Origin of the sequence: Microbacterium canaveralium, assembly GCF_047238045.1 — a bacterium.
GTDB lineage: Bacteria > Actinomycetota > Actinomycetes > Actinomycetales > Microbacteriaceae > Microbacterium.
Genome location: NZ_JBDFMA010000003.1, coordinates 3,112,143 through 3,131,840 on the forward strand (window position 1 = coordinate 3,112,143; position 19,698 = coordinate 3,131,840).

Annotated in this window: 24 protein-coding genes; 13 read left to right on the top strand and 11 right to left on the bottom strand. The window is 70.3% G+C overall.

The window, feature by feature from the left end; translation table 11 throughout:
* Nucleotides 1-9: 9 nt before the first annotated feature.
* The 6 genes from ABC271_RS15775 to hemQ all read right to left on the bottom strand — a co-directional run bounded on the left by ABC271_RS15775 (nt 10) and on the right by hemQ (nt 5,599).
* A complete protein-coding gene (locus tag ABC271_RS15775) occupies nt 10-492 on the bottom strand; it encodes a DUF2231 domain-containing protein (protein ID WP_412925785.1) in 483 nt (160 codons plus the stop codon).
* Between the two features lie 223 nt (nt 493-715).
* Entirely contained in the window at nt 716-2,056 is a 1,341-nt protein-coding gene (gene hemL, locus ABC271_RS15780; protein WP_412925786.1) for a glutamate-1-semialdehyde 2,1-aminomutase, read from the bottom strand.
* A gap of 96 nt (nt 2,057-2,152) precedes the next feature.
* Entirely contained in the window at nt 2,153-3,136 is a 984-nt protein-coding gene (gene hemB / locus ABC271_RS15785; protein ID WP_412925787.1) for a porphobilinogen synthase, read from the bottom strand.
* Nucleotides 3,133-3,936, bottom strand: coding sequence for a uroporphyrinogen-III synthase (locus ABC271_RS15790; RefSeq protein ID WP_412925788.1), 804 nt, complete (start codon nt 3,934-3,936; stop codon nt 3,133-3,135). Before ABC271_RS15790 ends, hemB begins: the two co-directional genes overlap by 4 nt.
* On the bottom strand, nt 3,933-4,931 hold the full coding sequence (gene hemC, locus ABC271_RS15795; RefSeq protein ID WP_412925789.1) for a hydroxymethylbilane synthase: 999 nt from the start codon (nt 4,929-4,931) through the stop codon (nt 3,933-3,935). The genes ABC271_RS15790 and hemC overlap by 4 nt, the downstream gene beginning before the upstream one ends.
* Nucleotides 4,928-5,599, bottom strand: coding sequence for a hydrogen peroxide-dependent heme synthase (gene hemQ, locus ABC271_RS15800; protein ID WP_412925790.1), 672 nt, complete (start codon nt 5,597-5,599; stop codon nt 4,928-4,930). Before hemQ ends, hemC begins: the two co-directional genes overlap by 4 nt.
* Before the next feature lie 139 nt (nt 5,600-5,738).
* Here hemQ and ABC271_RS15805 point away from each other — a divergent pair, with 139 nt between their 5' ends.
* Entirely contained in the window at nt 5,739-6,527 is a 789-nt protein-coding gene (locus tag ABC271_RS15805) for a bestrophin-like domain (protein ID WP_412925791.1), read from the top strand.
* A gap of 153 nt (nt 6,528-6,680) precedes the next feature.
* Here the strand turns inward: ABC271_RS15805 and ABC271_RS15810 are convergent, their stop codons facing one another.
* The 5 genes from ABC271_RS15810 to hemE form a co-directional block, all read right to left on the bottom strand.
* Nucleotides 6,681-6,959, bottom strand: a complete 279-nt coding sequence (locus ABC271_RS15810; protein WP_412925792.1) for a hypothetical protein — start codon at nt 6,957-6,959, stop codon at nt 6,681-6,683.
* Nucleotides 6,949-7,359, bottom strand: coding sequence for a phage holin family protein (locus tag ABC271_RS15815; RefSeq protein WP_412925793.1), 411 nt, complete (start codon nt 7,357-7,359; stop codon nt 6,949-6,951). The genes ABC271_RS15810 and ABC271_RS15815 overlap by 11 nt, the downstream gene beginning before the upstream one ends.
* Before the next feature lie 3 nt (nt 7,360-7,362).
* On the bottom strand, nt 7,363-7,764 hold the full coding sequence (locus ABC271_RS15820) for a hypothetical protein (protein ID WP_412925794.1): 402 nt from the start codon (nt 7,762-7,764) through the stop codon (nt 7,363-7,365).
* Nucleotides 7,765-7,880: 116 nt separating this feature from the next.
* Nucleotides 7,881-9,386, bottom strand: a complete 1,506-nt coding sequence (locus ABC271_RS15825) for a protoporphyrinogen/coproporphyrinogen oxidase (protein WP_412925795.1) — start codon at nt 9,384-9,386, stop codon at nt 7,881-7,883.
* Nucleotides 9,383-10,420 (bottom strand): uroporphyrinogen decarboxylase, encoded by a 1,038-nt coding sequence (gene hemE / locus ABC271_RS15830; protein WP_412925796.1) that lies wholly within the window; start codon nt 10,418-10,420, stop codon nt 9,383-9,385. The genes ABC271_RS15825 and hemE overlap by 4 nt, the downstream gene beginning before the upstream one ends.
* A gap of 100 nt (nt 10,421-10,520) precedes the next feature.
* On the opposite strand from hemE, the gene ABC271_RS15835 reads away from it, so the two are divergent.
* The 12 genes from ABC271_RS15835 (at nt 10,521) to ABC271_RS15890 (ending at nt 19,605) form a co-directional block, all read left to right on the top strand.
* A complete protein-coding gene (locus ABC271_RS15835; protein ID WP_412925797.1) occupies nt 10,521-11,846 on the top strand; it encodes a glutamyl-tRNA reductase in 1,326 nt (441 codons plus the stop codon).
* Nucleotides 11,847-11,911: 65 nt separating this feature from the next.
* The gene (locus ABC271_RS15840; RefSeq protein WP_412925798.1) at nt 11,912-12,193 is read left to right on the top strand and encodes a hypothetical protein; all 282 of its coding nucleotides are present in this window, start codon (nt 11,912-11,914) and stop codon (nt 12,191-12,193) included.
* A gap of 20 nt (nt 12,194-12,213) precedes the next feature.
* Nucleotides 12,214-12,786 (top strand): HhH-GPD-type base excision DNA repair protein, encoded by a 573-nt coding sequence (locus ABC271_RS15845; protein ID WP_412925799.1) that lies wholly within the window; start codon nt 12,214-12,216, stop codon nt 12,784-12,786.
* Nucleotides 12,787-12,920: 134 nt separating this feature from the next.
* The gene (locus tag ABC271_RS15850) at nt 12,921-13,241 is read left to right on the top strand and encodes a hypothetical protein (protein WP_412925800.1); all 321 of its coding nucleotides are present in this window, start codon (nt 12,921-12,923) and stop codon (nt 13,239-13,241) included.
* A 20-nt stretch (nt 13,242-13,261) separates the two neighbouring features.
* Complete coding sequence (locus ABC271_RS15855) at nt 13,262-13,573, top strand: pore-forming ESAT-6 family protein (RefSeq protein ID WP_228161668.1); 312 nt, start codon at nt 13,262-13,264, stop codon at nt 13,571-13,573.
* Nucleotides 13,574-13,675: 102 nt separating this feature from the next.
* Nucleotides 13,676-14,020, top strand: a complete 345-nt coding sequence (locus tag ABC271_RS15860; protein ID WP_412925801.1) for a DUF6507 family protein — start codon at nt 13,676-13,678, stop codon at nt 14,018-14,020.
* Nucleotides 14,020-16,698 (top strand): hypothetical protein, encoded by a 2,679-nt coding sequence (locus ABC271_RS15865; RefSeq protein WP_412925802.1) that lies wholly within the window; start codon nt 14,020-14,022, stop codon nt 16,696-16,698. The genes ABC271_RS15860 and ABC271_RS15865 overlap by 1 nt, the downstream gene beginning before the upstream one ends.
* Nucleotide 16,699: 1 nt before the next feature.
* Complete coding sequence (locus tag ABC271_RS15870; protein WP_412925803.1) at nt 16,700-17,134, top strand: hypothetical protein; 435 nt, start codon at nt 16,700-16,702, stop codon at nt 17,132-17,134.
* On the top strand, nt 17,131-17,964 hold the full coding sequence (locus ABC271_RS15875) for a hypothetical protein (RefSeq protein WP_412925804.1): 834 nt from the start codon (nt 17,131-17,133) through the stop codon (nt 17,962-17,964). Before ABC271_RS15870 ends, ABC271_RS15875 begins: the two co-directional genes overlap by 4 nt.
* A gap of 6 nt (nt 17,965-17,970) precedes the next feature.
* On the top strand, nt 17,971-18,105 hold the full coding sequence (locus ABC271_RS15880; protein WP_412925806.1) for a hypothetical protein: 135 nt from the start codon (nt 17,971-17,973) through the stop codon (nt 18,103-18,105).
* Between the two features lie 97 nt (nt 18,106-18,202).
* Nucleotides 18,203-19,048: a hypothetical protein gene (locus ABC271_RS15885; RefSeq protein ID WP_412925807.1), complete on the top strand. Its 846-nt coding sequence runs from the start codon at nt 18,203-18,205 to the stop codon at nt 19,046-19,048.
* On the top strand, nt 19,045-19,605 hold the full coding sequence (locus ABC271_RS15890; protein WP_412925808.1) for a hypothetical protein: 561 nt from the start codon (nt 19,045-19,047) through the stop codon (nt 19,603-19,605). Before ABC271_RS15885 ends, ABC271_RS15890 begins: the two co-directional genes overlap by 4 nt.
* Nucleotides 19,606-19,698 lie beyond the last annotated feature (93 nt).

Genomic DNA, 19,698 nt, shown 5'->3' on the forward strand with positions numbered 1-19,698 from the left:
CGCGACGGGTCAGGCGCCCGAAGCCCCGAGGGCGGACCACACGGCACGGGCGCCGCTGTCGCCGACGAGCACGAGGTCGACGGTCGTGCCGATCGACACCACGATCGCGACCACGGCGATGGCCGTCGTGAGGATCCGACCGGCGGTGGTCGGCGTCTCCGCGCGCCGTGCGCGCCACCAGAACCAGGCCCACTGTCCGACCGCGACGACGATCAGGAAGAACGCCCAGATGACCGGACCGTCGCCCAGCGCCGTGTGCGCTTCGACCAGCGCCGACGACGGCACCTGGCGCTCGAGCGCCTCACCCGCCTGCTTCGCCAGCAGCGCGAACCCGCCGCCGACGATCGCAACGATCGGAGTCAGGATGCCGAGCCGCCGACGCGCCGCGGGCCACACGCTGCCGACGATGAGCATGAGCGCCGCGAGCGGCAGCAGCACGACGGCGGCGTGAACGAGAAGAGGATGGAGCGGGAGGCCCGCGAACTGCCACATGCGCTGATCACAGCACACGGCAGGGTTGCAATCCAGGCAGGTAATGCTGCCCTTCCGCCCTGGCAAGATGCGGCGGGTCGTGCGCCCGCGCACAACTCCTGCAAACCGGGGGCCGCCGCCCGAAACCCCCGCGGAATCACGCGGCCAGACGGCAGCCCAGCCGCGGTTCCTCAGGAGTTCTGCACGACACCGGCCCGCAGCGCCCCGCGGGCCGCCCGCCGCCCTACTGCGCGAGCAGCGTCGGATCCGCCGCACCCGCCGCGGCACGCGCAGCCCCCGGCAGCGCCTCCAGCACACGTTCCAGCGCCTCGTCGTCGTGAGCGGCGGTGAGGAACCACGCCTCGAACACGCTCGGGGGCAGGGAGATCCCGGCATCCAGCATCGCGTGGAAGAACGGGGCGTACCGCCACGACTGCTGCGTCAGCGCCGTGGCGTAGTCGAGCGGCACCTCGGGGAGGAACGCGACGCCGAACAGCGACCCGGCGCGCGGCACGGTGTGCACGACGCCCTCCGCGGTCAGCGCCGCGTCGAGAGCGTCGGCGACGCGGGATGCCGACGCGTCGACCGCGGCGTACACCTCGGGTGTCGCCAGGCGCAGGGTCGCGAGGCCCGCCGCGACCGACAGCGGGTTCCCCGAAAGCGTGCCGGCTTGGTAAACGGGGCCGAGCGGCGCGAGCTGGTCCATGACGTCGGCGCGGCCGCCGAGGGCGGCGAGCGGCATCCCTCCGCCGACGACCTTGCCGAACGTGAGGATGTCGGGCAGATACGTCTCGCCCTGCGATGCCTGCAGGCCCCAGAACCCGGCGGGGTGCACGCGGAAGCCGGTGAGCACCTCGTCCATGATGAGCAGCGCGCCGTGGCTGTGCGCGATGTCGGCGAGCGCGGCGTTGAAGCCGGGCAGCGGCGGGACGACACCCATGTTCGCGGATGCCGCCTCGACGATGATCGCGGCGATGTTCTCGCCGTGCACCGCGAACGCCTCGCGGACGGCGTCGAGGTCGTTGTAGGGAAGGACGAGCGTCTGCGCGGCGATCGGCGCGGGGACGCCCGCAGAACCGGGGAGCGCCAGCGTCGCGACGCCCGACCCGGCGGCGGCGAGCAGCCCGTCGGAGTGGCCGTGATAGTGGCCCGCGAACTTGATCAGCAGGTCGCGGCCGGTCGCGCCGCGCGCGAGACGGATCGCCGTCATCGTCGCCTCGGTGCCCGTCGACACCAGGCGCACCTTCTCGACCGGGGCCAGATCCCCGACGCGCACGCGGTGGGCGATCAGGTCGGCGAGTTCGACCTCGGCCCCCGTCGGCGCACCGAAGGACAGACCCTTGGATGCCGCCGACTGCACGGCCCCGACGACCTCGGGGTGCGCGTGACCGAGGAGGGCCGGACCCCACGAGGCGACGAGGTCGACGTACTCGCGACCCGTGGCATCCGTGATCCGGGCACCCGCGGCGGACTGGACGAACCGCGGCGTCCCGCCGACCGATCCGTAGGCCCGCACGGGCGAGTTCACGCCGCCCGGGATGACGTCTTTCGCGCGCGCGAACCACTGGTCGTTGAGGTCTGTCATGCGTCCCATTCTCCCGGGCACCCCCGCGTGAGGGGTCAAGAATCGTCGCCGTCGAGGGAATCAGGCGACAGCTCTTGACCCCTCACGCGAAGAAGATCAGAGGTCGGCGCGCAGCCAGTGCGCGGCCTCGAGGGCCCAGTACGTCAGGATCGCGTCGGCACCGGCGCGACGGATGCCGAGCAGGCTTTCGAGCACGGCACCGCGGCGGTCGATCCAGCCATGGGCCGCGGCGGCCTCGACCATCGCGTACTCCCCCGACACCTGGTACGCCCACACCGGAACATCGACGGATGCCTTCACGTCGGCGAGCACGTCGAGGTACGGCAGCGCGGGCTTCACCATCACCACGTCGGCGCCCTCTTCGACGTCGAGCAACGCTTCGCGCACACCCTCGCGGCCGTTGCCGGGGTCGAGCTGGTAGGAGCGGCGATCGCCCTTCAGCTGCGAGTCCACGGCCTCGCGGAACGGACCGTAGAACGCCCCCGCGTACTTCGCGGAGTATGCCAGCAGCAGCGTGTCGGTGAACCCCTCGGCATCCAGCGCCTCGCGGACCGCGCCGACCTGGCCGTCCATCATGCCGGAGAGGCCGAGCATCGCCGAGCCCGCGCGAGCCTGCGCGAGACCCATCGCCATGTATCGCTCGAGGGTCGCGTCATTGTCGACCTCGCCGTCGGCGCGCAGCACGCCGCAGTGACCGTGGTCGGTGAACTCGTCGAGGCACAGGTCGGTCTGCACGACGAGCGCGTCGCCGACCTCGGACACCACGGCCTCGGTCGCGACATTCAGGATGCCGTCCGGGTCGTCGGCCCCCGAGCCGACCGCGTCGCGGTGCTCGGGCACGCCGAACAGCATGACGCCGCCGATGCGGGCGGCCGCGGCCTCGGCGACGGCACGGCGCAGCGAGTCGAGCGAGTGCTGGACGACACCCGGCATGGAGCCGATGGGCACCTGCTCGGTGATGCCCTCGCGGACGAACAGCGGTAGCACGAGCTGCGACGGGACGAGGTGCGTCTCACGCGCGAGGCGTCGGAGGGCGGGGGTGCGGCGCAGACGCCGCGGACGGTACTCGGGGAAGCTCATTCGGTGTTCTCGGACTCCGGGGGGACGGTGAATCGGGCGACGGCCTCGATCAACGAGTCGACCGTCTGCGTTTCGGCGATGACATCTACGTTCAAGCCCGCGCGCTTGGCATCCTTCGCGGTGCGCGGTCCGATCGCGGCGATGACGGTGGATGCCGGGATCTCGGGGAACTGCTCGACCACCTGCTCAGCGACCGAGCCGCTGGTCACGAGGATGGCGTTGATCCGGCCCGAGTGCACGTCGGCGGCGATCTTGTCGGTGACGGGGACACCGACCGTGCGGTACGCCACGACGCTGCGGACGTGGTGCCCGGCCTCGATGAGGAGACGGGTGAGCACGGGCTTGGCGATCTCGCTGCGGAGCGTCAGCACCGCGCGGGGTTCGGTCTCGAGTGCGATCATCTGCTCGGCCATGCCCTGCGCCGAGTTGTCGCGGTCGGGGACGAGATCGACGTGGTACCCGACGGCCTGCATGGCCGCGGCGGTGGTCTCACCGACGGCGGCGACCTTCGTCGACGTGGGGATCTCTGCACGGTACGCGTAGAGAACGTCGACGGTGGTCGCGCTGGTAAGAGTGAGCCAGTCGAACTGCCCTGCGGCCAGGTCGGCGAGCGCCTGCTCGAGGGTCGCCTGATCGTTGGTCGGCGCGAAGTTGATCAGCGGAGCGATCACGGGGACGGCTCCGCGCTGACGGAGGCTCGCGGCGACGCCGTCGCCCCACGGGCCGCCGCGCGGCACGAGGACGCGCCGGCCGGCGAGCGGCTTGTCTGGGGTCGGCGTGCGCCGATGGCCTTCATTCATGTGGTCGACTCTCGTGGTACCAGGTCGGCCGCCCCGCGTTCGAGCAACCGACGCGCGGCTTCTTGGCCCGCACGCGTCGCACGCGCGATGGGTCCCCCGTCGTCGGCAGCATTCGCTCCGTTGCCACTGCCAGGTTCCCCACCATACCCCGGCTCCACGCGCACGGTTCGATCGATACCGATCCGATGCGAGCCGTCGAGGGCGTACACGATCGCGCGGAGGCGGAGATCACCCTCGGTGAGGGCGGCGTGCGTGGCGACGGGGGCGTGGCATCCGGCATCCAGGACCGACAGCACCGTGCGCTCGGCCGTGATCGCAATGCGGGTGGCGGGGTCGTCGAGCGCCGCGAGGGCGCTGAGGATCTCGGGATCGATGTCGGTACGGGTCTCGATGGCCAGCGAGCCCTGGCCGGGCGCTGTGGGCCATTCGGCGAGCCCGAGGTACTCGGCCTGCAGACCACCGAGGTCTCCGCCCAGGCGCGAGATGCCCGCGGCGGCGAGGATCACGGCATCCAGGTCTCCCTCGCGGACACGCGCCAGCCGCGAGTCGACGTTGCCCCGGATGTCGAGGATCTCCACCCCCGGGTTGTGCCGCAGTACCTGGGCGATACGACGCGGCGAGCCGGTGCCCACACGCGCCCCCGCGGGCAGCGACGAAAGGGGCGTGCCGTCGCGGGTCACGACGACGTCGCGGGCATCCTCGCGCGACGGGGTCGCCGCGATGATGAGCCCCTCGGGCTGCAGCGTCGGCAGGTCCTTCAGGGAATGGACGAGGAAGTCGCAGCGGTCGGCCGCGAGCGCCTCCCGCAGACCGTTCGCGAACACGCCACGGCCACCGAGCTGGGACAGGGACGCCCGGTTGACGTCGCCCTCGGACACGATCGGGACGAGCTCGACCTCGCGACCGGATGCCTCGGCCACCGCGTCGGCGATCATCTGCGACTGCGCCATCGCGAGCGCACTGCGCCGCGTGCCCAGGCGCAGGGCGGCGCTCACTGGAGGATCTCGGGGATCTCGTCGAGGGTGACGCGACGCCCGGTGTAGAACGGCACCTCTTCGCGCACGTGACGGCGGGCCTCGGTGTAGCGGAGGTCGCGCATCATGTCGACGAGGTCGGTGAGGTCGTCGGCCTCCATCGGGAGGAGCCACTCGTAATCGCCGAGAGCGAAGGATGCCACGGTGTTGGCGATCACTCCCGTGTACTGCGAGCCCTTCTTGCCGTGCTCGATGAGCATCTCGCGGCGCTCGGCCTCGGGCAGCAGGTACCACTCGTAGCTGCGGACGAACGGGTACAGGCAGAGCCAGTCCTTCGCGTCGATGCCGCGGAGGAAGCCGGGCACGTGCGAACGGTTGAACTCGGCGTCGCGGTGCACGCCCATCGCGTTCCACGTGGGCAGGAGGTTCTTCAGCAGCTCGGTGCGGCGGAGGCGACGCAGGTCGCGCTGGAGCGCCTGAGGGTCGGCGCCGTGCAGCCAGACCATCAGGTCGGCGTCGGCGCGGAGCCCGCTGACGTCGTAGAACCCGCGGATGGTGACGCCGTCCGCCTCGATGAGATCGACGAGGTCGGCGAGCTCGGTGGCATCGACCGCGGTGACGGGGTTCTCGGGGTCGCGGCGGAGCACCGCCCACAGGGTGTAGATGGAAGAAGAGTCGTCGTGGGCCATGCGTCAAGTCTCGCCCCGCGGGCGCGGGCGGCCAAACCGGTTGACTCGCCGATGGATCACCGGCGTCCGTCGGGCCGCGCGGGCCGTTGGTACTGTGCGACGACGGCATCGGGGGATGCCGGTCGGAAGGGTGTGACCCATGTGGCTCTACCAACTCCCCATGTCGGTGGGGCTGCCGCTGTTCATCGTGATCGTCGTGGGCGGATCCTGCGCGATCCTGCTCGTCCTGCGCCGCTGGGTGCGCCGCGTCGGGGGCCAGGGCGAGGAGTGGGATCGCGTGCTCAGCTACGCCGTCGGCGCGTACGGCGTCTTCTACGGCGTGACGCTCGCCCTCATCGCCGCCGCGGCGTACGGCAACTTCACCGAGGTCGACGGCGTCGTGCTCCAGGAGTCGTCGTCACTGGCATCCCTCTACCGCACGGCGGCACTCCTGCCCGAGCCGCAATCCACCGAACTGCAGAACCAGATCATCCAGTACACGCGCAACGTCATCGACGTCGACTGGCCGCTCCAGGCGCGACTGCAGATCCCCTCGGAGACGGATGCCAACGTCACGGCCATGCAGCAGGCGATCGCCGCCGTGCAGCCGACGAGCCCCGCCGAGATCCTGTACGTGGAGCAGTCGCTGGATCAGTTCCAGCTGCTCGTCGAGAACCGGCGCGACCGCATCGCGCTGACGCACCTCGCGCTGCCGAACGTGCTGTGGATCGTCCTCACCGTCGGCGCGGTGCTCAACGCCGTGCTGATCGCGCTCATCGAGGTGCGCAACCTCCGGGTGCACCTGCTGATGGCGAGCATGCTCGCGCTGTTCGTCGCGCTCCTGCTCTATGCGATCGCGGGCTTCGACCATGCGTACGCCGGTCCGATCGCCGTGACGCCCGAGTACTTCCACGACCTCCTGGACGGCCTGTTCGCGAACGAGCCCTGACGCCCGCGGCGTCCCAGTCGGCCCGCACGCACGCACGCCGAACGCCGAACGCCCACGATCCGGCCGAGAGCACACGGTCCGGACGACCGGAACGTGGGCTCTCGCGCGGAACGTGGGCGTTCGACGGACGAGGGGATGCCGCGGGCGCGCGGGTCAGCGCGCGTAGGCGCGGACCAGGGCCCAGACGGTGAGCCCGACCGCGGCGGCGACACCGGCGACCACCGCGGCGGCGGCCGCCGGGTTGCGGCGAGCGGACTCGCGCACCTCGGCGACGCGCACGTCCACGGCCTCGCTCACCCGACGCGGAACGTTCGCCTTGACCTCGATCGCGGCCAGAGCCGCCTTGAGCTCGGCGCGCGCCTGCTCGACGGGGTCGGCGATGCCCAGGGGAACCGCCGTCTTCGGCACGGGAACGGGACGATCAATACTCATCGCCGGCCTCCTTCACGATGCGGACGTCCTGCGCGATCGCCTGACCCGGGTTCTCGCGCTTCGACAACTTCTTGAACCGCAGGTATCCCAGCAGCGCGAGGATCGCGGTGATCACGATCATCACGCCGAAGACCACCAGCGCCGACAACCAGACGGGCCACCACGACGACAGCCCGGCGATCACGAACGCGAAGAAGACGGGGACGGCCCAGAAGACGACGATCAGCGCGCCGACGAACCAACCCGCGCCGATCCCGGCGTCCTTGGCCGTCCGCGCGGCCCACGCCTTCGCGCCGTTGATCTCGGCGACGACGAGGTTGCGCACGAGCTCGGGGATGTCGCCGATGAGCGTGAACAGGCTGTCATCGGCGCGGTCACGGAAACCGCGGGGAGTCGTCATGCCTCAGCTCTCCGACGACGTGGAGCTGTTCTTGTTCGCCTGCGCTCGCGAGGTGGCTGTCTTCTCGGCGCTCTTCGCGTCATCGACGGATTCCTCGACGGCGCCGGCGACCTCGTGGGCCGACGCCTTGGCTGCGCGGCCGGCGCGCTCTGCGCGCTCCGAGACGGTGCCGGACTGCGACGCGGCACCGGTGACCGACTTCGCGCCCTTCCACACCACACCGGGCACGGACTTCAGGGCCGAGACGCCGAACGCCTTGACCTTCTCGACCTGTCCCTGGACCACGGGCTGATCCCAGACCTTCTCGGCCTGCGCCTTGATCTGCTCGTACCGTTCGCGGCCGGCGCGTGCTCCGAGCACGTAGCCCGCCACGAGTCCTACGACGAGTGCTGCTTTGCCCCTCATGGGGTCTCCTCACGCTCGATCAGTGCTGGTCGAGTCTCACGATAGCGATGTATTCCCGTTCCGGCATCCGCCCTTGACATCGTGGCAGCGTACGCGAACGATCGCGGAGCGCCCGCTCAGCCGCGGTGCCACAGCGTGGCGCTCCGCACGCGATCGGCCTCGCTCCGCGCGTCGGGAATCACCTGGGCGAGACCCGTCCCCGAGAGCCACGCACCCGTCGCCCCGAGGCCGGCCACCGAGCGGATCGCACCGCGGGCGACGGCCGTCTCTGCCGCGCGCCCGATGGCGGCACCGGGCTGCGACTGCACGTAGCGGACACGGTGCGACGCACGCAGCGTCGCCGGGGCGAGCGGCACGCCCAGCAGAGTGGACGCCTCGGCCAGCGCGAGCGCTCCGGCGGCCTCGTCGTCCAGGGTTGCAGTCGCCGGCTCCTCCCCCTGCGCCCCGAACGACACGCGGACGACGTGGATGCCGGGCTCGGTGGCATCCCGAACCCAGTCCCACTTGGCGGTCGAATGCGTGAGGGCCTTCGCGACGTGGCTGCCGGGGACAGTGAGGACGCCCGTTCCGCGGGGAGCGGCGTCGAGGGCCGGGGCGTGGACGACGAGGGTCACGACCTCGACGACGGGCGCGATCGGCTCGCCGCGGTCGAGTCCGGGCACGACAGGGGCCAGCAGCTCGCGCGCCGCCCCCTCCGGGAGGGCGACGATAACGGCGTCGGCGTGGAGGGAGTCGTCTGCGGTGCCCACGTCCCAGCCGCCGTCCGCGGGCGAGAGCCGCTCGACGGCGATCTCGGTGCGCAGGTCGACGCCGAGCTCGACGAGGCGGGCGACGAGGGCGTCCACCAGGCGAGACATCCCCCCGGCGATCCCCTCGACCGCGCCACCGGGCGCCGGGGTGCGCGGGGCGGCACCGGACACGACGGGGACGTCCGAGGCGGGTGCGTCCGCGGGTGCCGGGGTCGCGCGCGCCGCGCGGAGTTCGGCCACGGCCCCGCCCAACGAGCCGGTGCGCGTGAGAGCGGCGTTCAGGCCGGGAGCGGCGAGGTCGACATCGATGTCGTCCGGCCGGGCGGAGTAGACGCCGCTCGTGACCGGCGCGACGAGTCGATCGAGCACGCGGGAGCCCATGCGAGAGCGCACGAGGGCGCCGAGGCTGCGCTGGTGGCCGATCGTCAGCGGCGGGCGGAGACGGTCGACGTACGCGCGCCACGCACCCGCCCACCCGATCACGCGCCGCACGTCCGGTGCCCACGGATTGTCCGGGATGCCGAGCACCCCGCCCTTGGGCAACGGAGCCGCCCCGATCCCGGGCACGCCCGCGACCCACGCCCCGGCCGCGTTCGGCGGCACGACCTGGTCTTCGAGGCCGAGCTCGGCCAGCAGCGCGCGGACGACCCCGCCGCGCGTGGCGAAGCTCTCGGCACCGACGTCGAGGGTGAGCCCGCCGACCTCGGCCGAGCGCACGACTCCCCCGAAGGCGTCGGATGCCTCGAGCACGGTCACCCGCATGCCGACCTTCGCGCATTCCAGCGCAGCGACGAGGCCGGAGATCCCGCCGCCCGCGACGACGACGTGGCTCGCGTGGGCGTGCTCCGCGAGACGCTCGAGCGGATCGCTCACTCCGCCTCCCCGTGCGCGTGGGCGACGATGCGCGTGAGCACTGTCGGGTCGGCGTCGGGCGGGACCCCGTGGCCGAGGTTCAGCACGTGGGCACGGGCCGCGCGTCCCCGGGCGAGGATGTCGTCGATGTGCGCGGCGAGCACCGGCCAGGGCGCACCGAGCAGCGCGGGGTCGATGTTGCCCTGCAGCGTCGTGTCGGGGCCGACGATCGCGGCCGCTTCGTCGAGCGGCATCCGCCAGTCCACGCCGACCGCGTCGGCGATGCCGCCCAGGCGCATGTCGGCGAGGAACGGACCCGTCCCGACGCCGAAGTGGATGCGCGGCACGTCGACGCCCTCCAGCGCCGTGCGCGAGTGCGGGGCGACGAACTCGAGGAACGCCGCGCGCGAGAGGGAACCGGCCCACGAGTCGAAGAGCTGGACCGCCTGCGCCCCGCCCTCGATCTGCGCGCCGAGGAACGCGCGCGAGACCTCGGCCAGCCAGCCCGCGAGACGGTGCCACGACTCGGGATCGGCGTGCATCATGCCCCGGGCGCGGAGGTGCTCCTTCGACGGACCGCCCTCGACGAGATACGCCGCGAGCGTGAACGGCGCCCCGGCGAAGCCGATGAGGGGCACGGCCTCGTCGAGCTCGCCGGTCACGATGCGCACGGCTTCCCGGATCGGCTCGGCGGCAGCGGCCACATCGGCCGGGTCGATCGAGGTGACACGGGCGACGTCGGCGGCGGTGCGCACCGGCTCGGCGAACACGGGGCCGCGGCCCGGCTCGATCTCGACGGCGACGCCGGCCAGCCGGAGCGGCACGACGATGTCACTGAAGAAGATGGCGGCATCCACCCCGTGCCGGCGGATCGGCTGCAGCGTGATCTCCGCCGCGAGATCGGGGGTGAGACACGCATCGAGCATCCGCGTCCCGACGCGCAGGTCGCGATACTCCGGAAGCGAGCGCCCGGCCTGCCGCATGAACCACACCGGCTGCCGTTCGGGACGGTCGCCGCGGAGGGCACGGAGCAGGGGCGCGTCGGGTGAGGCCATGGCATCCATCCTCCCATTCGCGTTCTGTGAAGAACGGGGATGCCTCGACGTCGAGAGGCGGCCCGGAATACCTCGCGGGTGCCGGGCGTAGAATCTCTGCGTGCTGCTCTGTGTGAGCGCGAGTCACAAGACCGCGTCCTTCGATCTCCTCGAGCGGCTCAGCGTACCCACCACCCCCGTCGCCCCCCTGATCGCCGCGCACGACGAGTGCGTGCAGGGAGCGGTCGTCGTGGCCACCTGCAACCGCTTCGAGGCCTACGTCGACATGGACGAGCCGGTCACGGCCGCCGTCGCCGTGGGAGTAGAGGCCACGCTGAGCGCCATCGAGGCGGCGACGGGCGTGCCCGCGAGCGAGCTCGAGGGTTCGTACACCGTGCTGGGTGGCGGCGATGTGGCAGAGCACCTGTTCTCGGTGGCATCCGGTCTCGAATCCGTCGTCGTGGGCGAGGGCGAGATCGCCGGCCAGGTGCGGCGTGCCCTCACCGAGTCGCGCAACCTCGGCACCACGTCCGGAGAGCTGGAGCGGCTGTTCCAGCGCGCGTCCGAGGCGCAGCGCGGCGTGAAGAATTCGACCGCGATCGGCCGCGCCGGTCGCTCGCTCGTCCGCCTCGGCCTCGAGCTCGCCGACAGCCGGATCGCGGACTGGTCGACGCAGCGCGTCCTGCTGGTCGGCACGGGTGCCTACGCGGCCGCGACGGTCGCCGCCCTCCGCGATCAGGGCGCCGAAGACATCTCGGTGTACTCCCCCTCGGGCCGCGCCGCGAAGTTCGCCGCCAAGCACGGGCTGCGCGCCGTGTCGGCCGAGACCTTCCCCACCGCCGTCGTGCACGCCGACCTCGTGATCACGTGCACGACCAGCGAGAACCACGTCGTCAGCGCCGCGACCTTCGCCGCCGGACGCACCGCCGCCGAAGCCGCCGCGCCGGCGTCCGTCGGCTGTCCCGTCGAGCACTCCGGCCGCCGCCTCGTCATCGACCTCGGTCTTCCGCGCAACGTCGACCCCGACGTCGCCACGGTGCCCGGCGTCGACCTGCTCGACCTCGAGACCATCCGCCTCCACGCCCCGCTCGAAGAGCTGCAGGCGACGGATGCCGCGCGCGACCTGGTGCGCGACGCCGCCCGCCGCTTCGCCTCCGTGGGAGAGCGCAAGAACATCACGCCCGCCGTCGTGGCGCTGCGCGCCCACGTGTTCGGCGTGCTCGACGCCGAGGTCGAGCGCGTCCGCGCCCGCGGCGACGAGGGCGGCCAGACCGAGCAGGCCCTGCGGCACCTGGTCGGCGTGCTGCTGCACACCCCGACCACCCGCGCCCACCAGCTCGCCGAGTCCGGCCGCGGCGACGACTACATCTCGGCGCTGTCCGCGCTGTTCGGCATCGAGGTCGCCGACGCCGAAGCACCCGCCTCACGCATCGCCGACGCGGGCTGAGCTCCGGCACCACCCCTCGGGGCGAACCGTCGCCGTCACCTGCACGCGTCGGGCAGGATGTGCCCATGAGCACTCCCGCATCCGAGGTGTACCGCGTCGCTGGTGAGGATCGCCGCCGCAACGGCCTGCGATGGGCGGCGACGGTCGTCATGGGTCTGCTCGACTCCGGAGCAGACGCACCGTCGACGAGCGAGGTCGTGATCCGGCGGGTCGACGGCTCCCTCGTGAAGCGCCTGAAGCCGGGCAGCTTCGACGATTTCCAGACGCAGCTGACCGAGATCACCGACGACCTGCATCACCTGGATGCCGTGCCCTTCGCGCAGAAGTGGGTCGCCGAACCCGCGTGAACGCGCGGGACAATGAGGGCATGAGCCTGCACATCACCGACGACCCGGCCGCCGACGACCTGCTCTCGACGAACCCCCTCGCGCTGCTGATCGGCATGCTGCTGGATCAGCAGGTGGCGATGGAGACGGCGTTCGCGGGACCACTGAAGATCCAAGAGCGGGTGGGGGCGATGGATGCCAGGACGCTCGCGCACGAGGACCCCGAGGCGTTCGCGGCCGCCTTCTCGCAGTCCCCGGCGGTGCACCGCTTCCCCGGGTCGATGGCCACACGCGTGCAATCGCTCTGCGCCGCGATCGAAAAGGACTGGGGCGGGGATGCCGCGCAGCTCTGGACCCGTGACCATCCCGATGGCGCGACCGTGCTGAAGCGCCTCAAAGCCCTGCCCGGCTTCGGCGAGCAGAAGGCGAAGATCTTCCTCGCGCTGCTCGGAAAGCAGTACGGGTACGACGGCTCCGGATGGCGTGAAGCGTCGGCGCCCTACGGGGAAGAGGGCTCCTTCCGGTCGGTCGCCGACATCACGAGCCCGGACTCGTTGGCCAAGGTGCGCGAGCACAAGCGGGCCGCGAAAGCAGCGGCGAAAGCGACGGACTGACCCCTTCTACACCATGTGAGAGAAAAAGGAGAGTTCTCTCATCTTCGTTCCGCGACCGCTGACCCGTGGTTAGTGTTTCAGGGTTCGTTGCAGGTTGATTCGCGATCGAAGGGTGGGCTCTCGTGAAGTTCGCAATGGGTTCCGACACACTGGGTGTGCTGGGTAAGGCGACCTCGGGTTCGAGTGATGAGCTGTCTCTGCTGGTGCGCCAGCTGTTCGAAGCGGCCGAGCCGCTCGAGGGGCAGTTCCAGGGCGCGGGTCGTGCCGCGTTCGACCGTTTCAAGTCGCGCACCGACGCGATCTCGTCCGAGCTGAAGCTCGCGCTCGACGGCGTGCTCGGAGGAATCTCGGGCATGGACCGCTCCTTCCAGGAGGGCGAGTCGTCCATGGTCGACCAGACCACGAGCCTCGAAGCCGGATCGTCGTTCGACGCCGCCCGCTTCGGCAGCCGCTGAGAATCGGAGAGGACTGACTCATGGTGAACCAGGGAGACCGTCGCGACTACTCGATCGCGGCGTCGCAGAACGCTCAGGACAACTTCAACCGCGTCGCCGCGCAGCTCGAGTCGCTGATCGACCAGCGCGACCGCGACGTTCAGGCCGCCATGGCCGACTACTCCGCCGACGGTGTGTCCGAGGACTACCGCGGCAAGGAGGTGCGCTGGAAGAACGCCGCCGCCGAGGTGCGCGGCATCATCCAGACCCTCCGTTCGTCACTGGAGCGCAACGACGAGTCCGCCCAGACCGCGCTGAGCAAGGCTCGCGCGGCGGTGGAGTCGATCGGCTGACAATCCCTCCGGATGCCGGGTGCAGACTGCGCCCGGCATCCGTGGCGCCCGCGCGCAGGGTGAGCCGCGCGGCAGTCTCGTAATGATGAAGGGGGTCGGGCGATGACCAGCTGGAGCATCCAGCCATCAGGCGTCGTGGCCGTGCTGCAAGACGTCAACATCGATGCCGAGGCGCTCGGCACCGCACTGAACTCGCTCAGTCCCGCTCTCGAAGGAGCGGTGACCGCGACGCAGTCGGGCGCGATCTCGGAGGCCGTGCAGGCGTACTTCCAGCAGGAGGAAGCTCCCCGCATCCAGGGCATGAGCGCCCGTATCGGTGCGGCGGCGCAGGGTGTCGTCAGCGCCACCGAAGCCTACGTCGCGGGCGACACCGAGATGGCGCAGAACGCGCAGTCCGCCGCCGTCGCCGCGATCTACCCGCCCACTCTTCCGCACGGGGTGATGTGATGCCAGACGCGATCAAGGTCGATGCGATTCCGGGTGCCGACATCAACCCGGATGCCATCGACGAGAACGCCCGCACGATCGGAACGATCTCCGGCCAGGTGGCCGATCACGGCTCGAACGTGCACTTCAAGTGGCAGGGCATGGCCGGGGTCTACGAGGCACCCGAGTCGCCTACCCTGCTGGGGCTGATGGCCCCGGTCAGTTCGCAGGCCACGCAGGTCAGCGACAACCTCTCCGAGGTGTCGGCTGCGCTCATCGCTTTCGCCGCGGATGTGCGTCCGATCAAGGCCGAGCTCGACTCGCTGCGCACGCAGGCGCAGGATTTCAACGACTCGATCCAGGGCGGCGTGCAGGTTCGCGAGATCAACCCCGCGTGGACGGCGGCGCAGTCGCCGTACGGAGGGGCCACCGCCGCGCCGACCTACCAGGGTTCGTGGGGCTCGTCGACGACGGGGTCGTCGAGCGCTGCGGCACCGGACAAGTACCGCACGGTGACGAAGGAATGGCACGAGGTACAGGAGTACGTCGACCGCAACAACGAGCTGCTGTCCGCGGTGAACGCCCAGCAGGTCAAGCTGTGGGAGGCCGAGCGGGCCTGCGCGAACCGCATCCGCGCGCTCTACGGCGCCGCGCCGTTGCACGCCGCACAGTCCGAGGACGATGCTCTGGGCTACGGCCTTTCCGAGATCCCCGAGGGCACCGAGATGCCCTGGGGCGCCGAGGTCGAACGCACCGAGGGCTGCGGCGAGGCGACCGCCAAGTTCGTCTTCAAGGACTTCCTCTGGGAAGGCATCGCCGTGGGCGGCGTGTGGGGCACGATCACCGGCCTCGGCACCCTCGTGCTCGGCTACAACCCCGAGACGGGGGACTTCTTCTCCGGCGACGCTTACGGTGCAGCCTGGGGCAACCTGGGAATGCTCGTGTTCGCCGGCGCTGCCAACACCGGCATCCTGGCCCCGATCTTCCAGTCGGACTCTCTCATGCAGTCCATGGGCATGGACGGCTTCCTCCCGCAGGAGGTGCGCGACTTCAAGGCCCAGGCCGATGAAGCGGCGATCAACACCGGCAAGGCTCTCATCGCATGGGACAAGTGGCAGGACGACCCGGGCACCGCCCTCGGCGAGTCGGTGTTCAACGTCGGCACCGCGTTGATTCCCGTGGGCGGCGCGGCCGTCGCCGGCGTGAAGACCGCATCGACCGCGGCATCCGTCGTGTCGAAGATCGCGAAGGTGGCCGACTTCGTCGACCCGGCAGCGTTCGCCATGAACGGCGCGATGAAGCTCGGCGGGGCGGGTATTCGCGGACTCGACGGCATCATCGGACGTCTCGGCACGGATGCCGCAGACGGCTTCCACCTCAATACTCCCGACATGCCGTTCGTCGCCGACGACGCCGCGGCCGGGCTGCGCGCGCTCGACGACGCGGGTGTCGACCTCAGCAACGTCACAGCGCGCGTGGAAGACGGCGTCGCGGTCTACGAGTTCCCCCCGACGGATGCCATCCCCTCGGGTCGCATCGAGATGCCCGCCGGCTCGTTCGACGGCGTGCGCGGCGGCGACGTGCCCGTGCGCACGGACGGGGGAACGGATGCCGGTGTCACGGCGCCGGTGCGCGAGCCCGAGCTCGTCGGCGCCGGTGGTGTCCGCGGCGAGACGGGTCCCGGTCCGGTGAACTCGATCGTCGAGGACGCCCCCGTCCGCACCGAGACCGGTGGAGCGGGTGAGTCGACGGTCGTGCGCGACCCCTCGACCGACACGGGCGGCGGCAGCAGCCACGCCGGCGGCGAGAGCGGCGGCCACGGCGGCTCCGACACCGGCAACGGTGGCGGCCTGGGCCGCGGCGACGACACGAGCGGCGCGGGACGCGGCGACGACGCCGCGACGGGCGGGCACGCGCCTGACGGGGACGTGACCGGACCTGCGGGGGGCGACTCGCCCACCAGCAGCTCGACGACACCCGCCTCGCCTGGACGGGTCTACTCGTTGATGGACGGGACCGAACACACCACCGCATTCGCGCCTGAGGACCTCGGTGGCAGTCGTGTGACCACTCCGCTTCTGGACAAGTACGGAGTAACGCGAACGCACTTCGAAGATCTCATCAACCGCCCGATCGACACCTTGACGCCGTCCGAGAAGACCATCGTCAACGGAGTGCGAAACGAGCTCACCGCTCAGGTGACTCCGGACACGGTCTTCCAGAAGGTTCTTGACCAGCCGCACTTCGACGCTTCGGGGAAGCTGGTGCTCGGACAGGGAGAGAACATTGTTCTCCGTGACGACGGAATGATCACGGGGTCGGTGTCGGTCGCCCAAGACACCGCGCACCTGACGACGCCCGCTGATTTTTTCCAGTCGCTGCGGCTCGACTACCCCAACACCAACTTCTTGCCCGATGACAGTGGCGCCTACGTCGTACGATTCCAGGAGCAGGTCAACGCATCGGGATCCGTCAATCCTCAGCTGCACAGTTCGATGGGCGGCGACGGTTCCGTGGACCACTACAGCCCGCCGTTCACGGGCAACGGCTTCCTGAAGACCGGCGATGACATCATTCCCGAGTATCGAGCCAACCGCGTGAACATGCGTGAAGGAGCCGAGATGTGGGAAGTCCTCAGCGATGGAACTCAACGACTCTTCGCGGTGCTTCGCGCCGGAGAGTGGATCCCGGTGGGCTGAGATGTCAGAAATTCCCGTCAGCGAAACGCAGTACGACTACCGAGGTCGCCGGTACTCCTATCACTCGGGGGGTGACGACTTCGTTCGGGTCAATGTTGAAAGCGGGCCGACCCGGGACGAGTTTCCAGATGCTCTCGAGCTGCACGATGATCCCCGCGAACCGTGGGTGAAGCTGCCATTCTCGGCACTGTCTGCCTACTTCTCTCAAAAGGTGACCGGCACGTGGCACGGCGTACCCGTATCGGTCGGCCCGCGAGTGAAACGCGGTCTGGAGCGCGGCATGGTCACCGTTTGGTACGAGGGCACCGAGCCCGACGCGGCGCTGGCCGCAGGCATGTCGGGAAACCAGAATGATGGATGGTCGGCGCTTGTCGCCCCCGATGAGGTCGAGGACGTACACGTGGCTTCCACGCGACACCCGGTGGTCAGAGCATGAGAACCGTTCTGCAGAAGCTGCTGCATCCCGGCATGTCCCAGCTCGTCCGCGAACGCGGGTACTCCCAGGTCGGCGGCTCCGTCGTGCTCGCGGGTGACGCGACAAACCTGCGAACGGCCAGCGCGCTGCGGGAGGCGTACGGATGGCCGTCCGATGGCTCAGGACACGTCGATGTCGTGCGGTTCGAAGTCCCGCGGTGCGCGAACCTCGCCGTACCACCGCAGGTGGAACGGCCGTGGCCGTCGTACCCGCTCGGGTTCCTACGGCCCGTCGGTGACGAGATCGTCCCGGTCTGGAACATGTCCACGACCCGCTATTCCCCGGGGGCCGAACTGTGGCGGATTTCAGACTCCGGTGAACAGGAGGTCCTCGCCGTGTACCGGGGTGCGGCTCATGGGTGGACCGCGCTCGCGGGGCAACCGCCGGTCACGGAATGGCATCCGTCCAGTCGTTTCTTCGGTACGCGGGCGGTCTATGACGAGACCGAGTACGCCGCGGACATCCACGATGACGAGGTCGATCTCACTTCGTACGTCGAGCCGGCGTCTGCTGACTGGTCACAAGCGCGTCTCGGCGTTTGGACGAAAACGGTTCCGCTCGCGGCCTGCACCGTATACGAGCTCGATTTCACAGCCACCCTCGACGACGTTCCGCTCCGCGTGCTCGAGGAGCACAACGGCGTCGTCCGCGGGCAGCTCCTGACGGACGATCCTGAAATCGCCGGGCGACTGTCGGCCGTCATGGTCGATTACGGCGTCTTCGAGGTGTCCGGCATCCCGGGAACCGATCTCTCCGACACGAAGCTCCTCGCCAATCAACTCGTCGGTTGAGATCGGATGGCGTCAGGTCTCTGCGGCATCGTCGACGCGCTCCTTCATCCGCGAGCAGATGGTGGAGGGGCCCTGGAGGCCGCGGAGGACGTCTTCGACATGGTCGCCCGCCGCATCTACGTCCCGCTGCAACGACGCTGACCACCGGAATGTCCATGCCTGACGGTCACCCCCTCGGGGCAAGGGAAGCGGGGCAGGTCGCCCTTCGCTTCCTTCGGGTCCCAGAGGAGTACCGACAGTGACGCGACCGCAGCCCGCCGACGTCCTTCCGGCAGCCGTCGTCGCGTACCTCGGCTGGGGCCGCGCGGCGATGCCCATCGCCGACGAACCGGCGGTGGCCGACCTCGCCCAGCGCGAGGACGCCGATCCCGCCGCCCTGCTCCGTGGGGTCCACGATGCGATCCGCGCCTCCGACCGTCTCGAAGTCACCGAGCTCTCCGCGAGCGATGACGGCGGAGAGGCTCTCTACAAGCGACGCCTGCGGGCCGCCCGCCCCGACCTTTGGCCGCATGCCGTGGATGCCCTGGCATCCCGGTGGTTCTTCACCCTCCGACGGCTGGGCATCGAGTTCCAGGAGATGGTGAGAACCCGGAACGACGTGCCGTTCAGGGACACACGGGCGCAACCCGCGAAGAGGCGGACCATGGATGCCGAGACGATCCGCGCCACGGGGATCTGGGTCCGAACGAGCGACGGGTGGTTCGCCTCGACAGCGACGGTGGCGCCCGGGGAACGGCCCACCGAGTTCTTCCTCTACGACCGTGAGGGGCTGGGCTATCGGACCGTGCCGGCCGCGGAGGTTCTGCAGGTGGAGCACGTCGACGCCGAGGGACTCTACGAGGGGCATTGGATTCCGCTCGTGTCGACCTGGAAGCAGGATGGTACCCGCGTACACGCCCCCGTGCCCCGATCGGGCGCGGACTACCTGGCCGTCCTGTACCTCTACCGCAGCCCGGACTGGGATGCTCTCGTCGCTCTTCCGCGAGCGGAGGTGCACGACGAGCGCGGCGGCAACGGCGGTGTCTCGTTCCTCGTACCGCTCTCCGTACTCAGCGACTTCCGGGAGAAGGTGATGCCCCTGTGACCGACCCCCACAACAAGCGGGCAAGCGCACAGCAGCGCGAAGAAACGCTCGCGGCAATCCGCGCCGAGGGCCTCGGCGGATATCGCTGGTTCGAAGACGCAATGAACGACACGGACATCGTGGCGATCCAGCGCACGGGAAGCGGCTGGGTGGTCTTCGCAACGGATGAGCGCGCCACGGCGCAGGGCCGACGCGAGTTCACGGAGGAAGGTCCGGCGCTCGAGGACTTCCTGTCGCGCCTCCGGTCGAGCAACAGCGTCGCCGGGTGGCGCGCGCAGGTTCGCCGGGACAGCATGCCCCGCTACTTCGTCCGTGAACTCCGCGTCGACGGTCGGTTGGTTCCCGCCCGGTTGTTCCGGCGGTGCGAGACCGACCACGGACCCGTGGACGAGCTCCTCGTGGACGTCGACCACTGGACCCCGGACACGCGCGGCGTCCTGGATCGTGGCATCCGCTTTCCGATGGATTCCGACCTCGAGGAGATCTCGGATGCCGCAGCGAGAGAGATCTTCGCGATGGTCGCACGGCGCGAGTACATCCCGCTGACCCGCCGCTGAGTCGCGAATTCTGCCGTCCCGCGGGTTATCCACGCAAGGGACGGCGCAAATGCGCGGCGTCAGAGCGTCCCGCATAAGGTGAAAGGTCGAGGG

Excerpts from the sequence above, each read along its gene's own strand:
- ABC271_RS15815 (WP_412925793.1), bottom strand. The coding sequence starts at position 7,359 with ATGACGACTCCCCGCGGTTTCCGTGACCGCGCCGATGACAGCCTGTTC.
- ABC271_RS15810 (WP_412925792.1), bottom strand. The coding sequence starts at position 6,959 with ATGAGTATTGATCGTCCCGTTCCCGTGCCGAAGACGGCGGTTCCCCTG.
- ABC271_RS15875 (WP_412925804.1), top strand. The coding sequence starts at position 17,131 with ATGAGAACCGTTCTGCAGAAGCTGCTGCATCCCGGCATGTCCCAGCTC.
- ABC271_RS15860 (WP_412925801.1), top strand. The coding sequence starts at position 13,676 with ATGACCAGCTGGAGCATCCAGCCATCAGGCGTCGTGGCCGTGCTGCAA.
- hemB (WP_412925787.1), bottom strand. The coding sequence starts at position 3,136 with ATGAGCTTCCCCGAGTACCGTCCGCGGCGTCTGCGCCGCACCCCCGCC.
- ABC271_RS15870 (WP_412925803.1), top strand. The coding sequence starts at position 16,700 with ATGTCAGAAATTCCCGTCAGCGAAACGCAGTACGACTACCGAGGTCGC.
- ABC271_RS15880 (WP_412925806.1), top strand. The coding sequence starts at position 17,971 with ATGGCGTCAGGTCTCTGCGGCATCGTCGACGCGCTCCTTCATCCGCGA.
- ABC271_RS15845 (WP_412925799.1), top strand. The coding sequence starts at position 12,214 with ATGAGCCTGCACATCACCGACGACCCGGCCGCCGACGACCTGCTCTCG.
- ABC271_RS15820 (WP_412925794.1), bottom strand. The coding sequence starts at position 7,764 with ATGAGGGGCAAAGCAGCACTCGTCGTAGGACTCGTGGCGGGCTACGTG.
- hemE (WP_412925796.1), bottom strand. The coding sequence starts at position 10,420 with ATGGCCTCACCCGACGCGCCCCTGCTCCGTGCCCTCCGCGGCGACCGT.
- ABC271_RS15840 (WP_412925798.1), top strand. The coding sequence starts at position 11,912 with ATGAGCACTCCCGCATCCGAGGTGTACCGCGTCGCTGGTGAGGATCGC.
- ABC271_RS15865 (WP_412925802.1), top strand. The coding sequence starts at position 14,020 with ATGCCAGACGCGATCAAGGTCGATGCGATTCCGGGTGCCGACATCAAC.
- ABC271_RS15790 (WP_412925788.1), bottom strand. The coding sequence starts at position 3,936 with ATGAATGAAGGCCATCGGCGCACGCCGACCCCAGACAAGCCGCTCGCC.
- hemL (WP_412925786.1), bottom strand. The coding sequence starts at position 2,056 with ATGACAGACCTCAACGACCAGTGGTTCGCGCGCGCGAAAGACGTCATC.
- ABC271_RS15855 (WP_228161668.1), top strand. The coding sequence starts at position 13,262 with ATGGTGAACCAGGGAGACCGTCGCGACTACTCGATCGCGGCGTCGCAG.
- hemQ (WP_412925790.1), bottom strand. The coding sequence starts at position 5,599 with ATGGCCCACGACGACTCTTCTTCCATCTACACCCTGTGGGCGGTGCTC.
- ABC271_RS15850 (WP_412925800.1), top strand. The coding sequence starts at position 12,921 with ATGGGTTCCGACACACTGGGTGTGCTGGGTAAGGCGACCTCGGGTTCG.
- ABC271_RS15775 (WP_412925785.1), bottom strand. The coding sequence starts at position 492 with ATGTGGCAGTTCGCGGGCCTCCCGCTCCATCCTCTTCTCGTTCACGCC.
- ABC271_RS15805 (WP_412925791.1), top strand. The coding sequence starts at position 5,739 with ATGTGGCTCTACCAACTCCCCATGTCGGTGGGGCTGCCGCTGTTCATC.